The organism is Roseovarius amoyensis (assembly GCF_003260265.1).
Taxonomy (GTDB): Bacteria; Pseudomonadota; Alphaproteobacteria; order Rhodobacterales; family Rhodobacteraceae; genus Roseovarius; species Roseovarius amoyensis.
In genome coordinates this window covers 299,438-312,734 of record NZ_QITQ01000002.1, presented here as the reverse complement: position 1 = coordinate 312,734, position 13,297 = coordinate 299,438, and the positions used below count along the sequence as shown (strand labels likewise).

11 protein-coding genes are annotated in these 13,297 nt (G+C 65.7%); 3 read left to right on the top strand and 8 right to left on the bottom strand.

The features are described 5' to 3' along the window. Positions 1-38 precede the first annotated feature (38 nt). On the bottom strand, positions 39-458 hold the full coding sequence (locus tag DL899_RS03495) for a YraN family protein (protein WP_111732443.1): 420 nt from the start codon (positions 456-458) through the stop codon (positions 39-41). After that, on the bottom strand, positions 455-1,327 hold the full coding sequence (rsmI, locus tag DL899_RS03490; RefSeq protein ID WP_239494582.1) for a 16S rRNA (cytidine(1402)-2'-O)-methyltransferase: 873 nt from the start codon (positions 1,325-1,327) through the stop codon (positions 455-457). The genes DL899_RS03495 and rsmI overlap by 4 nt, the downstream gene beginning before the upstream one ends. Before the next feature lie 85 nt (positions 1,328-1,412). Between rsmI and DL899_RS03485 the strand changes: the two genes are divergently transcribed. Together DL899_RS03485 and DL899_RS03480 are read left to right on the top strand one after the other, a co-directional pair. Then, positions 1,413-2,588, top strand: a complete 1,176-nt coding sequence (locus tag DL899_RS03485) for a penicillin-binding protein activator (protein ID WP_111732612.1) — start codon at positions 1,413-1,415, stop codon at positions 2,586-2,588. A gap of 23 nt (positions 2,589-2,611) precedes the next feature. Beyond that, the gene (locus DL899_RS03480) at positions 2,612-5,383 is read left to right on the top strand and encodes a [protein-PII] uridylyltransferase (RefSeq protein ID WP_111732439.1); all 2,772 of its coding nucleotides are present in this window, start codon (positions 2,612-2,614) and stop codon (positions 5,381-5,383) included. Between the two features lie 20 nt (positions 5,384-5,403). Here DL899_RS03480 and DL899_RS03475 read toward each other — a convergent pair whose 3' ends face one another. The 5 genes from DL899_RS03475 to DL899_RS03455 form a co-directional block, all read right to left on the bottom strand. Beyond that, the gene (locus DL899_RS03475) at positions 5,404-5,838 is read right to left on the bottom strand and encodes a PACE efflux transporter (RefSeq protein WP_111732437.1); all 435 of its coding nucleotides are present in this window, start codon (positions 5,836-5,838) and stop codon (positions 5,404-5,406) included. Positions 5,839-6,011: 173 nt separating this feature from the next. Then, positions 6,012-6,551, bottom strand: a complete 540-nt coding sequence (locus DL899_RS03470) for an NADPH-dependent FMN reductase (RefSeq protein ID WP_111732435.1) — start codon at positions 6,549-6,551, stop codon at positions 6,012-6,014. Between the two features lie 179 nt (positions 6,552-6,730). Beyond that, on the bottom strand, positions 6,731-7,636 hold the full coding sequence (locus DL899_RS03465) for a LysR family transcriptional regulator (RefSeq protein WP_111732433.1): 906 nt from the start codon (positions 7,634-7,636) through the stop codon (positions 6,731-6,733). A 283-nt stretch (positions 7,637-7,919) separates the two neighbouring features. Then, entirely contained in the window at positions 7,920-9,947 is a 2,028-nt protein-coding gene (locus DL899_RS03460; protein ID WP_111732431.1) for an NADPH-dependent 2,4-dienoyl-CoA reductase, read from the bottom strand. 225 nt (positions 9,948-10,172) lie between these two features. Beyond that, a complete protein-coding gene (locus DL899_RS03455; protein WP_111732610.1) occupies positions 10,173-11,039 on the bottom strand; it encodes a branched-chain amino acid aminotransferase in 867 nt (288 codons plus the stop codon). 342 nt (positions 11,040-11,381) lie between these two features. Between DL899_RS03455 and DL899_RS03450 the strand changes: the two genes are divergently transcribed. Beyond that, positions 11,382-12,458 carry a PLP-dependent cysteine synthase family protein gene (locus DL899_RS03450; protein WP_111732429.1) on the top strand — a complete coding sequence of 359 codons (1,077 nt, stop codon included), beginning with the start codon at positions 11,382-11,384 and terminating at the stop codon, positions 12,456-12,458. A 220-nt stretch (positions 12,459-12,678) separates the two neighbouring features. Here the strand turns inward: DL899_RS03450 and DL899_RS03445 are convergent, their stop codons facing one another. Next, a complete protein-coding gene (locus tag DL899_RS03445) occupies positions 12,679-13,239 on the bottom strand; it encodes a VOC family protein (protein ID WP_111732427.1) in 561 nt (186 codons plus the stop codon). Positions 13,240-13,297: the final 58 nt, after the last annotated feature.

Here is a 13,297-nt window from a genome sequence, read left to right as displayed (position 1 = left end):
CTGCGCTCTAAATGCGCCAACCGATCCGGGGGCGCAATTCAGAAATGGCTGAACGCCCCCTCGCGGATCTCGATCCGCCCGGCATCGTCGACAAGCGCCAGATCGAACCGCACCTCGGACAACTGGCCATCAGGCGTCTGGCCAAGGTATTCCGACGCGGCGGCATGAATGCGAAGCGCCTGCGCAGGGCGCAGCCGTTCAGCGGCCTCGTCAAAGCTGCGCGCCTTCTTGACCTCGCAAAAGACGTAAACCCCGCGGTGCAGGAAAATCAGGTCGATCTCACCCGCCTGCCCGCGCCAGCGCGTTGCCAGCAGATCGGCACCGCGATGGTCGTATTCCCTAGCCACCGAACGTTCGGCACTCAGCCCCGACAGATAGGCGCGCCGCCCCCGCCGGCGCAGGTTCGCCGCGGGGACCGCCAGCGCGGCAGTCGGTTCGGGTCGGAAGTGCTTTGTCATTCCATTCCTTTCGCCAGCACCAGCGCGCGCTGGTATACCTCACGCCGCTTCAGCCCCAGCCGTGTCGACACCGCATCCGCCGCATCGCGCACCGACTGCGTTTGCAGCGCCTCCGTCAGTTCCCGGTCTAGATCAATTTCCTTAACGTTTTCCGAATCGCCTTCGCCCGCCCCGATCAGCACGACGATCTCGCCCTTGAACGTGCGCTCAGACGCCATGTCGGCCAGTTCCTGCAGGCTGCCGCGCAGAACCTCTTCGAACTTCTTGGTCATCTCGCGGCACAGCACCGCCTTGCGCCCGCTGCCCAGCACCTTTGCGGCCTGGCGCAGCATCGCCGCCACCCGATGGGGTGATTCGTAAAGGATCAGCGTCGCCGGCACCGCCGCCAGTTCCGCCAGCGCCGTCTTTCGGCGGCCCGCCGCCTGCGGCAGGAACCCCGCAAACAGGAACCGGTCGGCCGGCAGGCCCGACAGCGTCAGCGCCGTCACCGACGCCGACGGGCCGGGGGCCGAGATCAGCGCATGCCCCTCGGCCACGACCGCGCGCGCGAGGTCATAACCGGGGTCGGACACCATCGGTGTACCGGCCTCGGCGGCATAGACCACCGACTTGCCTTCGGAGATTGCATCCAGCAGGCGCCGCCGCACCGCCTCGGTGCTGTGATCGTGATAGCTGACCAGCGGTCGCCCGCCCAGCGCGATGCCATGGATTTCCATCAGCCGCCGCAGGCTGCGGGTGTCCTCGGCCGCCAGAACATCCGCCGCGCCAAGGATGTCGAGCGCCCGCAAGGTGATGTCGCGCGCGGCCCCGATCGGGGTCGCAATCAGGTAAAGCCCCGGAGTCAGCGCCGTCTTGTCCGGATTCACCACTGGACCCATCCCGTGTGACGTCTATTATCGAACGCAAACCCGCAAGGGACCATGTCCCGCCGCCATATAGGAGCGCATGCCGTTCATGTTCGCCGTTTTTCACAGGCTCTGCAAGCCGTTCTCCGCCCTGCTCGCGCTCATCGCGGCGCTCGCCCTTTCGGCCTGTCAGGGTGGTCCCGTGATCGGGTCGGGGCCGTCGATCAACCCTTCGTCGCCGGTGCCCGTGGCGCTGCTGGTGCCGCATGGATCGGCCAACGCCAACGAGGAGCGGCTGGCGCGCGACCTTGAAAACGCGGCACAGCTGGCGGCCTCGGACCTGGCCGGCGTACAGATCGACCTGCGCGTCTACGCCACCGCCGGCAACGCCGCCAAGGCGCACGAAGCCGCGCAGCAGGCGGTGAACGACGGCGCCCGCATCATCATCGGGCCGCTGCACGCACAATCGGCCAGTGCCGCCGCCCAGGCCGCTGCCGGGCGCGGGGTCAGCGTGCTGGCCTTTTCCAACAACCCGACCATCGCCGGCGGCAACCTCTTCATCCTGGGTCAGACATTCCAGAGCACCGCCAACCGGCTGGTCAGCTTTGCCGCCACCCAGGGCCGCGACCGCATCCTGACCGTCTATGCCAGCAACGAGGCCGGACGCCTTGGCCGGCAGGCGATCCAGCAGGCAATCACCCGCTATGCCGCCATTCCCGCCGGCAGCGTCAGCTACGAGTTCTCGCAAAAGGCCGTGATCGAGGCCGTGCCCCGGATCAAGGAAGCCGCGCAGCAGAACCAGGCCAACGCCATCTTCTTCACCGCCAACAGCGCCGGGGCGCTGCCGCTCTTCACCCAGCTTCTGCCAGAGGCCGGGCTGGGCCAGGACAAGGCGCAATATATCGGCCTGGCGCGCTGGGACACGCCGCCGCAAACGCTGGAACTGCCGGGCGTTCAGGGCGGCTGGTTCGCCCTGCCCGACCCACAGCGCAGCGCCCAGTTCCAGACCCGGTTCGAGGCCGCCTATGGCAGCGCGCCGCATGCGCTGGCGGGGCTTGCCTATGACGGCATAGCCGCCGTGGGGGCGCTGGCCAGCACCGGTGCCCGCGATGCGCTGAGCCGCGAGAACCTGATCCAGCCGGCGGGTTTCCAGGGCGTGAACGGCGTCTTCCGCCTGCTGCCCGACGGAACCAACGAACGCAGCCTCGCTGTGGCAACGGTCCAGGACCGCAAGGTTACTGTGATTGGCCCTGCGCCGGTCAGCTTTGAGGGTGCGGGGCTCTGACCCCGCGATGGACCGGCCATGACATGAAAGACGAAGTCGCCCCACCGGCAGAACTGATCCGTCCGGCAGCCGAGATTTTCGACGCCGCCGCCATCAGCATCGCAATCGACGCCGCGCTGGACGAGGACGGCATCGCCACCTCGCCCACCGAGGCGCGCAAGCGCATCCTCGGCATCCTCGGCCCGGCGCTGAAACAGGGCCGCGCCGCCATCGCCGAGACATTCGCGGCCAGCCCGTTCGCTGCCGACAGCACCATACGCTCGTACAGCTGGCTGACCGACCGCACGATCACCTGCGCGCTCGACGCGGCGGTGCGGTGGCTGCATCCCCTGCCCACCCCCACCGACGCCGAGCACCTTTCGGTGCTGGCCGTGGGCGGCTATGGCCGGGGCGAGATGGCGCCGTTTTCAGACGTCGACCTGCTGTTTCTCACCCCCTACAAGACCACCCCCTGGGCCGAGAGCGTGATCGAATCCACGCTCTATATCCTGTGGGATCTGGGCCTCAAGGTCGGCCAGTCCACCCGCACCGTGGCCGATTGCCTGCGCCTGGGGGCCGAGGATTTCACCATCCGCACCGCTCTGCTGGAAAACCGCTTTGTCTACGGTGACGCCGAACTGGCCGAAACCCTGCGCGCGCGGCTGAGATCAGATCTGTTCGAGGGCACCGAACGCGATTTCATCGAGGCCAAACTGAACGAGCGCGGCGAACGCCACCGCAAACAGGGCGTGCGCTATAGGGTCGAGCCCAACGTGAAAGAGGGCAAAGGCGGCCTGCGCGACCTGCAATGCCTGTTCTGGGTGGCGAAATACGTCCACCACGTCGATGACGTGGCCGAGCTGGTGGCGGCGGGCCTCTTTACCGAAGAGGAATTCACCACCTTTTCCGAAGCGCATAATTTCCTGTGGGCGGTGCGCTGTCACCTGCACTTGGCCACCGGGCGCGCCAGCGAGCAGCTGACCTTTGATCTGCAAGTCGAAGTGGCGCAGCGAATGGGCTATGCCGACAGCGCCGGGCGCCGCGCGGTCGAGCATTTCATGCAGCACTATTTCCGCCATGCCACGGCGGTCGGCGAACTGACCCGCATCTTCCTGACCAAGCTCGAAGCCGCGCATGTGAAGTCAGAGCCGCTGTTGCAGCGGCTCTTCAAACGCAAGCGACGGCTGTTGCCCGGCTATACACAGGTGCACGGCCGGCTGGCCATCGCCGACCCCGACAAGTTCCTGTCCGACCGGCTGAACCTGTTGCGGCTGTTCGAAGAGGGGCTGCGCACCGGCCTGCTGATTCACCCCGACGCGATGCGGCTGGTGACTGCCAATATCGACCTGATCGACGACAAGCTGCGCAACGACCCAAAGGCGCAGAAACTGTTTCTCGACCTGCTGGTGAAACACGGCAACCCCGAACGCGCCCTGCGGCGCATGAACGAGCTGGGCGTGCTGTCGGCCTTCATCCCCGAGTTCGAGCCGATCCGCGCGATGATGCAGTTCAACATGTACCACAGCTACACGGTGGACGAGCACATCATCCAGTGCATCAGCCAGCTCGACAAGATCGAGCGCGGCGAATTGATCGAGGAACTGCCCATCGCCTCTTCGATCCTCGAAGAGGGGGTGAACCGCCGGGTGCTCTATGTTGCACTGCTCTTGCACGACATCGGCAAGGGGCGCGACGAAGATCACTCTATCCTCGGCGCGCAGATTGCCCGCAAGGTGGCGCCCCGGCTGGGGCTGAAACCGCGCGAGGTCGATACCGTCGAATGGCTGGTGCGCTATCACCTGCTGATGTCGGACATGGCGCAAAAGCGCGACATAGCCGACCCGCGCACCGTGCGCGATTTTGCCAAGGCAGTGCAGACACGCGAACGGCTGGACCTTTTGTGCGTGCTGACCGTCTGCGACATCCGCGGCGTGGGGCCCACGACCTGGAACAACTGGAAAGCATCGCTGTTGCGCGCGCTTTATCGCCAGACCCGCCGCGCGATGGAAGGCGGGCTGGAAGACCTCAACCGCGAACAGCGCGGATCCGAGGCCAAGCGCAACCTGCGCGAGGCGCTGTCGGACTGGGACGCGCGCAACATCCGCGCCGAGCTGGGCCGCCATTATCCCCCCTACTGGCAGGGGCTGCATGTCACCGCGCACGTAGCCTTTGCGCGGCTGCTGCGCGGGCTCAAGGCCGACGACATCGCCGTCGACCTGGCCGTGGACGAGGACCGCGACGCCACCCGTGTCTGTTTTGCGCTGGCCGATCACCCCGGTCTCTTTTCCCGCCTTGCCGGCGCGCTGGCGCTGGCGGGGGCGAACGTGGTCGATGCGCGCACCTATACGTCCAAGGACGGCTTTGCCACCGCCGCCTTCTGGATACAGGATGCCGATGGCAGCCCCTACGAGGCATCGCGCCTGCCCCGACTGCGGCAGACGATCGACAAGACGCTGAAGGGCGAGGTTGTGGCCAGCGAGGCGATCCAGTCGCGCGACCGCATCCGCAAGCGCGAACGCGCCTTCCGGGTGCCCACCCATATCACCTTCGACAACGAAGGGTCGGAAATCTATACCATCATCGAGGTCGACACCCGCGACCGCCCCGGCCTGCTCTATGACCTGACGCGGACGCTGGCGGCCAATAGCGTCTATATCAACTCGGCGGTGATCGCGACCTATGGCGAACAGGTGGTGGACAGCTTTTACGTCAAGGACATGTTCGGGCTGAAATTCCACTCGAAGGCCAAGCAGGCCGCGCTGGAGAAAAAGCTGCGCGCGGCGATCGAACAGGGGGCAGAGCGCGCGCGCGCCTGACCGGCTGGTCCCGCCTGCGATCAGCCCTCTTGCCCGGCCCGCTGTTCCGGGATCGGAAAGATCACGTCATAGGCCCAGTTATAGATGAACGCATAGATCAGGTAGAAGGCGGCAAAGGACAGGTCCATCATGAAGGCCTGCCACAGGGTGACGCCCAGATACCATGCAATCAGCGGCATCAACACCACCAGCAAACCGCCCTCGAACAGCACCGCGTGAAAGACCCGCAAGAGGGGACTCTTGCGGGTGTGGCCGAGAACGCGGCGCATCACCAGGTCGAAACCGAGATTATAGATATAGTTCCACACCGTCGCGATGGTGGCGCAGGCCAGCGCCAGCACCCCGATATCAAACATCGGCTTATCGAACAGCCACGCCCCCAGCGGCGTGACCAGGATCAGGCCGATGACCTCGAAACAAACAGCGTGACGTATCCGGTCGGCAAACCCGCGCATGATGCCCCCTCAATGTGTGCGGCGTCCGCTCGGGCCCGTAAATGGGCCGGACCAGTCGAACGCGACGCGCCATGAAATTCCGGGCCGTCCCGGCTGCTCGTCCCGTATCGGAGGGGGTCGTCCCCGCTTGGCCGGCATAATATCGCGGGCTTCGGCACACACAACCGGTGCGGTCACGCAATCCGTTCGCGCAGCGCCTGCATCTTGCCCTGCAGAACCTTCTGGTACTGGTCGTTGGCCAGGCGCCCATCGGTGTCGAACTCGTTGCCCGCCGCCGCCACGCACAGCATCGGCCCCGGCAGCACATCGGCCTGCAACGGCACCAGGCAGCTCAGCAGCATGTATTGCCCGGTCTCGCCCCCCGTTCGCCCGCCGTTGGCCGACATCACCACCGTCGGCTTGCCCTGGAATGCGCCGCCCGGCACCCGGCTGACCCAGTCAAGCGCGTTCTTCAGCACACCGGTGATGCCCTTGTTGTATTCGGGCGAGGAAATGATCAGCGCATCGGCCTTGCGGATCTGCGCGGCCAGGCTCTCGACGGCCTCGGGCACGCCCTCGGCCTGCTCCAGATCGCCGTCGTAAAGCGGCAGGCGCAGGTCGGCCTCTGCCATTTCGGCCGGGCCAAAGGCGCGCACAGCCTCGCGCAGCAGCATGCGGTTGTACGAACCGCTGCGAAGCGAGCCGGAAATCGTCAGAATGCGGGGGAGGGCCATGTCGTATATCCTTTCGACTGGTATCATCTGTTGCCGGGCGATTTGGCCCAAGTCGCCGTATCAGGCAACTACAGCCACCGCACAAGCCCTGTGCAGCGGCTGCACCGCAGAACGCACACACCCCGGCAGAACATGTCTGCCGGGGTGTGTGCCTTTACAGGGTCTTGCGGAGGGTCGGATCACCAGTCGGTCGGGCCTTTTTCGGCAAAGGCATTGACCAGGAAATCGATGAATGCGCGCACCTTGGGCTGGGTAAACCGCCCCGGCGGATAGACCGCGTAGACGCCCTGGGTTTCGGCCGGGAGGTCGGGGATGACATCCTCTACCAGCCCTTCTTTCATCGCGCGGGAGTAAAGATAGCTGGGCAGATAGGCGATGCCCAGCCCCGATATCGCGGCATTCAGCAGCGACTGCCCGTCATTGACCGACAGCCCGCCGGCGGTACGCACCTGGCGCTTTTCCCCCGAGGGGGCGGTCAGCTTCCACACCGAGCCGCCAGCCTGGCTGGAATAATGCAAAAGCTTGTGTTCGTTCAGATCGTCAATGCGTGCGGGGCGGCCATGCCGGGTCAGGTAGGCCGGGCTGGCGATCATCCGCTTGGTGGTCTCGGTCAGCTTTCGGGCGCGCAGGGTGCTGTCCTCCAGATCGCCGATCCGCACCGCCATGTCGAACCCTTCCGAGATCAGTTCGACGTAGCGGTTGTTAAGCACCATGTTGACGGTGATGTCGGGAAATTCATCGAGAAACTCGCCCAGGATCGGGCTGAGGTGGTTGACCCCAAAATCGGTGGCCACCGAAATGCGCAACAGCCCCGACGGGTCGGACTGCATCGAACTGACCAGCGCGTCGGCCTCGCCCGCATCGTTGAGCACCCTGAGCGCGCGATCGTAATAGGCCAGCCCTATTTCGGTGGGGCTGACACGGCGGGTGGTCCGGTTCAGCAGGCGCGCCCCAAGGCGGGCCTCCAGCGATGAAACATGTTTGGAAACAGCGGATTTCGAAATACCCATCTTGCGCGCGGCGTCGGTAAATCCCCCCTGATCCACCACCGTTGCAAATGCCTCCATCTCGGTCAGGCGATCCATACTCGATACCTCTGCGTTTCGTGCCCCGCGACCTTATCGGGAACAATATGGGCACAACTGCGGCACTTGGCCGACAATATCAGGGATTTGTTGGGATCGTTCGTGACAGGGAAACAGCCGGACACAGCTCACATCGCCGGAAACCGCCGGGTGGGTGCAGTTATCGGCGGTCCATTCCGGCCGGGCTTCATGGTCAGTTTTACCCGTATATTCAATTAATTACACGACACACAGCGCCAGATTCAGGCACGACGGCCAGCAGGCCATGGCGGGTTGGTGCGACCTACAGCGTTGCCGCCAGCCGCACACCCTGATCAATCGCCCGCTTGGCGTCCAGTTCGGCGGCCACATCGGCGCCGCCGATCACATGCACCTGCCGGCCTGCCGCCGTCAGCGCGTCGGCCAGGCTGCGTTCGCTCATCTGGCCGGCGCACAACACGATGGTGTCGGCCTCAATCAGCCGAGGTTTTTCGCGCGCCTCGCCAAAGCTGACATGCAGCCCTTGCGCGTCGATGCGTTCATAGTTCACGCCCGCCACCATCTCGACCCCCTTCATCCGCAGGGTTGCGCGGTGAATCCAGCCGGTGGTCTTGCCCAGCCGCTTGCCCGGGCGTTCGGTCTTGCGCTGCAACAGCGTCACCTGACGCGCGGGCGGTTCGGGGGCGGGCCCCTCGGGCGCCAGCCCGCCCGGCATCTCGGCCGGATCACCCACACCCCATTCGCGCTTCCACGCTTCCAAATCCTCGGTCGGGCTTTCGCCGTCCTGCACCAGGTACTCGGCCACGTCGAAACCGATGCCGCCGGCCCCGATGATCGCCACCCGCTTTCCGGCCTCGCCCCGGCCCGACAGCAGATCGGCATAACCGACCACGTTGGCGCCATCCTGCCCCGGTATGCCGGGGTCGCGCGACACGACGCCGGTGGCGACGATCACATCGTCGAAATCCGCCAGGTCACCGGCCTTTGCCGCCCGGCCCAGTTGCAGGGTGACGCCGTGTTCGCGCACCATCGTTTCGAACCACGCCACCAGACCGTTGAACTCTTCCTTGCCGGGGATCACGCGCGCCATGTTGAGTTGCCCGCCAAGGCGGCTGTCTCGGTCAAAGAGCGTCACCGCATGCCCCCGCTGCGCCGCCGTGACCGCCGCCGCCAGCCCCGCCGGCCCCGCGCCCACCACCGCGATGCGACGCGGGTTTTCCGCCGGCGTTATCGGCATCTCGGTCTCGTTGCAGGCGCGCGGATTGACCAGGCAGGTGGAAATCTTGCCGCTGAAGGTGTGATCCAGACACGCCTGGTTGCAGGCGATGCAGGGGGCGATAGTGTCTGCCCGGCCCGCCGCCGCCTTGGCGACGAAATCGGGATCGGCAAGGAACGGACGCGCCATGCTGACCATGTCGGCGGCGCCGGAGGCCAGCACATCCTCGGCCACCTGCGGGGTATTGATACGGTTCGAGGTGATGACCGGGATACCCACCTTGCCCATCAGCTTTTTCGTCACCCAGGCAAAGGCCGCGCGCGGCACCGAGGTGGCGATGGTGGGAATGCGTGCCTCGTGCCAGCCGATGCCGGTGTTGATGATCGTGGCGCCTGCCGCCTCGACCGCCTGCGCAAGCTGGATCACCTCGTCGAAAGTCGAGCCATCGGGCACAAGGTCGATCATCGAAAGCCGGTAGATCAGGATGAAATCGTCGCCCACCGCGGCGCGCACCCGGCGCACCACCTCCAGCGCCAGGCGCATTCGGTTTTCATAAGGTCCGCCCCAGCGGTCCTGGCGCTTGTTGGTATGGCGCACCAGGAACTGGTTGATGAAATACCCCTCGGAACCCATGATCTCGACCCCGTCATAGCCTGCCTCGCGGGCGCGGGCGGCGGCAGTGACAATGTCGGCAATCTGCTTTTCGATGCCAGCCTCGTCCAGCTCGGCCGGCGCAAAGGGCGAGATCGGCGATTTTATCGGCGACGGCGCGACGCAATCGGGGCCAAAGGCATAGCGCCCGGCATGCAGCACCTGCATGGCGATCAGCCCGCCGGCATCGTGCACGCGGTCGGTGACGATACGGTGATTGGCAATGTCCTGTTCATTGAACAGCCCCGCCGCGCCGGGGAACACCCCGCCCTCGCGATTGGGCGCCATGCCACCGGTGACCATCAGCCCCGCCCCGCCACGGGCCCGCGCGGCATAGAATTCGGCAACGCGGTTCCAGTCCTTCGTTTCCTCCAACCCGGTATGCATCGAGCCCATCAGCACACGGTTCCTCAGCGTCACATGGCCCAGATCAAGCGGGGCAAGAAGGTGGGGATAGGCTGTCATTGCGGTCTCCGGTCAGTTTCGGCGCAGGATGGCGGGGCGGGTGGCGCCTGTCACCCTGGACGCTGCGTCAGGGGGACAGAGATACTTGTTCGCATTTCCCGGGTCGCTTGCGGCCCGGGCATGCGCCCGCCCGCCCCATGGCGGGCGCATTCGCGCCCACCCGGGCGGCCACATGCCCTCTGTACAGATTACGCCAACCGTCTTGCCCCCGGGTGCAACACCCCCTCATCCCGTCGAGGCGGCCCAGTCCCAATACAGATCACGCACGCGGCGGGTGACGGGGCCAATCTGATAATGGGTATCGTCGAACGCGGTGACCGGCGTCACCTTCATCATGTTGCCCGACAGGAATACCTCATCGGCGTCGTGAAAATCCTGGAAGCTCATCACAGATTCGTGCACCGTCACCCCATCGGCGCGCAAGTTGGCTATATGCCGCGCCCGGGTGATCCCGGCCAGGAAGGTGCCGTTGGGAACAGGGGTGAACACCTCGCCGTCCCTGACCGCAAAGACATTCGCCGTCGCCGCCTCGGCCACGTTGCCCAGGGCATCGGCCACCAGCGCATTGGTGAACCCCTTTGTGCGAGCCTCGGCCAGCATGCGGGCGTTGTTGGGGTAAAGGCACGCCGCCTTGGCGTTGACGACCGCATCCTCCATCACCGGACGGCGAAAACGGGTGCGCGTCAGCGTGGCCGCATCCCCCGGCGCCGCCATCGGAATTTCCTCAAGGCAGATGGCGAACCCGGTTTCGCCCCCCTCCTTGGGCACGATCGCGGACATGCCGCCGTCGATCGCCCAGTACATCGGGCGGATATAGACGGCGGCGTCGGGCGCATACATCTTCAGCCCCTCGCGGACGATGTCGACCATTTCTTCGGTCGAGACCGTGGGCGTGACCATCAATGCCTCGGCCGAGGCATTGACCCGCGCGCAGTGCTTGTCCAGATCAGGCGTCAGCCCATTGGCAAAGCGCGCCCCGTCAAAGACGTTGCTGCCTAGCCACGTACCGTGATCGGCGGCCTTCATCACCGCGATATCGCCGTCATGCCAGCTGCCGTCGAAATAGGTTTTGATATTGGTGCCGGTGGGCATGGTCCGTCTCCTGTGCGTGTTCGGGCGCAGGTTATGCCCGTCCGACGGCAGGGTCCAGAGGCGGGCCTGCCGCGCCTCGGCCAGCAGCGCGCGCAGGTCGAAACGGGCACTGTTCATGGCCAGGTTGCGCTGTGGGTTGCGGGGCCATTCCGCCTCTGGCGGGATTCGGGAAAAGATTGTAGGCAGACCCCGCTTTTCCGGGCAATTGGCGGAAAACGATCCAGCCATGTGCAGGGATGCACGGAACGATGTTCCAAGCTGGCCAGTCAGAAAAGACAGCACGCGGCGGGCCGCCATGATAGGATCCGCGCGACAGAAAGCACCGCTCAAAGGACAGTCATCATGGCAAAGGACGGCATTCGCGGCACCACCGGCCGCGGCAGGATTTTCGACAGTGTGCTGGACACGGTCGGCGACACCCCGGTGATCCGTATCAACGCCCTCGCCCCCGAGGGGGTCGAGATGTTCGTCAAGGCCGAGGCGTTCAACCCTGCGGCCTCGGTCAAGGACCGGCTGGCGCTGTCGATCATCGAGCGGGCAGAGGCCACCGGCGCGCTGAAACCCGGCCAGACCGTGGTCGAGGCCACCAGTGGCAATACCGGCATCGGGCTGGCGATGGTCTGCGCGCAAAAGGGCTATCCGCTGGTGGTGACAATGGCCGAGAGCTTTTCCATCGAGCGCCGCCGCCTGATGCGGATGCTGGGCGCAAAGGTGGTGCTGACGCCCAAGGCCGAAAAGGGCTTTGGCATGTATCGCAAGGCGGTCGAGCTGGCCGAGGCCAACGGCTGGTTCCTGGCCCACCAGTTCGAAACCGAGGCCAACGCCGACATCCACGCGGCGACAACCGCGCGTGAGATCGTCAACGACTTTGCCGGGCGGCGGCTGGACTACATCGTTTCGGGCTATGGAACAGGGGGCACGGTAACCGGCATCGGCCGGGTCATGCGCAAGGAACGCCCGGAAACCAAAATCGTTCTGGCCGAACCCGCCAACGCCGCGCTTATCGCCAGCGGCACGGCGCAGACACGCAACGACGCGGGAGAGGCCGCGGCCAGCCACCTCGCGTTCGAGCCGCACCCGATCCAGGGCTGGACCCCCGATTTCATCCCGCTCGTCCTGCAAGAGGCGATCGACCAGGGCTATTACGATGAACTCATGCCCGTGGACGGTGCCGTTGGCATCGACTGGGCGCGCAAGCTGGCCGCGCGCGAGGGCATCCTGACCGGCATCTCGGGCGGATCAACCTTTGCCGTCGCAATGCAGGTCGCCGAACGCGCCGCACCCGGCGCCGCCATCCTGGCCATGCTGCCCGACACCGGCGAACGCTACATGACGACGCCGCTGTTCGAGGGCATCCCCGAAGACATGAGCGAGGAAGAGGTGGAAATCTCGCGCTCGACGCCGGGCTATCAGCTCTGACACGGGGACTGGTCGCGCTGCGATATTGAGACGACCGAAACGGCGGCACGGAATCAAGGCCGCAGGCCGCCGTGCCAGCGCCGGGCCGCCCCCACGGGCCGGCGCTTTGACCGCCATCAGCGCGTCGGTCAATCCCAGCAAGGGCGTGGCTGGCATTAACTGCTCACCCCGACAGGCAGAACGCCGCCCCGCGGCCCGCCACTGCCACGGCTCACGTCCCTCACGCGCCGTCCTGCCCCGGCCGGTCACGATGCGTCAGCGTCTCGATGGCGTTGGCCAGGTGCACCTCGGCAATGGCGGCATCGCCCCGCGCCACGCCGTCGCGGTGCGCCTCGGCCAGTACCTCGGCATGGGTCACGCCTGTGGGCGGCTCGAACCGATAGCAGGCAAGTTCGATCAGCATGCCCAGCGGTTCGCGGAAATAGAGCGAATCCATGAAACCACGGTCCTTGGGGCCCGAATGGGCGATGCCGCGCGCCTTCAGCCGTTCCTCGGCCTGGGCGAACGTGGCGCGGCTGACGTTGAACGCTAGGTGATGCACGGCACCCGGGGGTGCAGGCGTTCTGCCATGCGCCGGCTTGCGCCCCTCGTCGGTAAAGACCGTGATCAGCCGCCCATCACCCGGATCGAAATAGAGATGCCCCTCGCCCGGGTTGTCCAGGTTGGGCTGCTCAAAGACAAAGGGCATGCCAAGCACCCCCTGCCAGAAGTCGATGGAAGTTTGCCGGTCGGCACCGATGAGCGTGATATGGTGCACGCCCTGCACCTGTAGCCTTTGCATGCCGTATCTCCCTTTCTGGGGGAAATATCGGCATGGGCCGCCGTTGGGACAAGGCGCA

Excerpts from the sequence above, each read along its gene's own strand:
- DL899_RS03495 (WP_111732443.1), bottom strand. The coding sequence starts at position 458 with ATGACAAAGCACTTCCGACCCGAACCGACTGCCGCGCTGGCGGTCCCC.
- DL899_RS03485 (WP_111732612.1), top strand. The coding sequence starts at position 1,413 with ATGTTCGCCGTTTTTCACAGGCTCTGCAAGCCGTTCTCCGCCCTGCTC.
- DL899_RS03480 (WP_111732439.1), top strand. The coding sequence starts at position 2,612 with ATGAAAGACGAAGTCGCCCCACCGGCAGAACTGATCCGTCCGGCAGCC.
- DL899_RS03475 (WP_111732437.1), bottom strand. The coding sequence starts at position 5,838 with ATGCGCGGGTTTGCCGACCGGATACGTCACGCTGTTTGTTTCGAGGTC.
- DL899_RS03470 (WP_111732435.1), bottom strand. The coding sequence starts at position 6,551 with ATGGCCCTCCCCCGCATTCTGACGATTTCCGGCTCGCTTCGCAGCGGT.
- DL899_RS03465 (WP_111732433.1), bottom strand. The coding sequence starts at position 7,636 with ATGGATCGCCTGACCGAGATGGAGGCATTTGCAACGGTGGTGGATCAG.
- DL899_RS03460 (WP_111732431.1), bottom strand. The coding sequence starts at position 9,947 with ATGACAGCCTATCCCCACCTTCTTGCCCCGCTTGATCTGGGCCATGTG.
- DL899_RS03455 (WP_111732610.1), bottom strand. The coding sequence starts at position 11,039 with ATGCCCACCGGCACCAATATCAAAACCTATTTCGACGGCAGCTGGCAT.
- DL899_RS03450 (WP_111732429.1), top strand. The coding sequence starts at position 11,382 with ATGGCAAAGGACGGCATTCGCGGCACCACCGGCCGCGGCAGGATTTTC.
- DL899_RS03445 (WP_111732427.1), bottom strand. The coding sequence starts at position 13,239 with ATGCAAAGGCTACAGGTGCAGGGCGTGCACCATATCACGCTCATCGGT.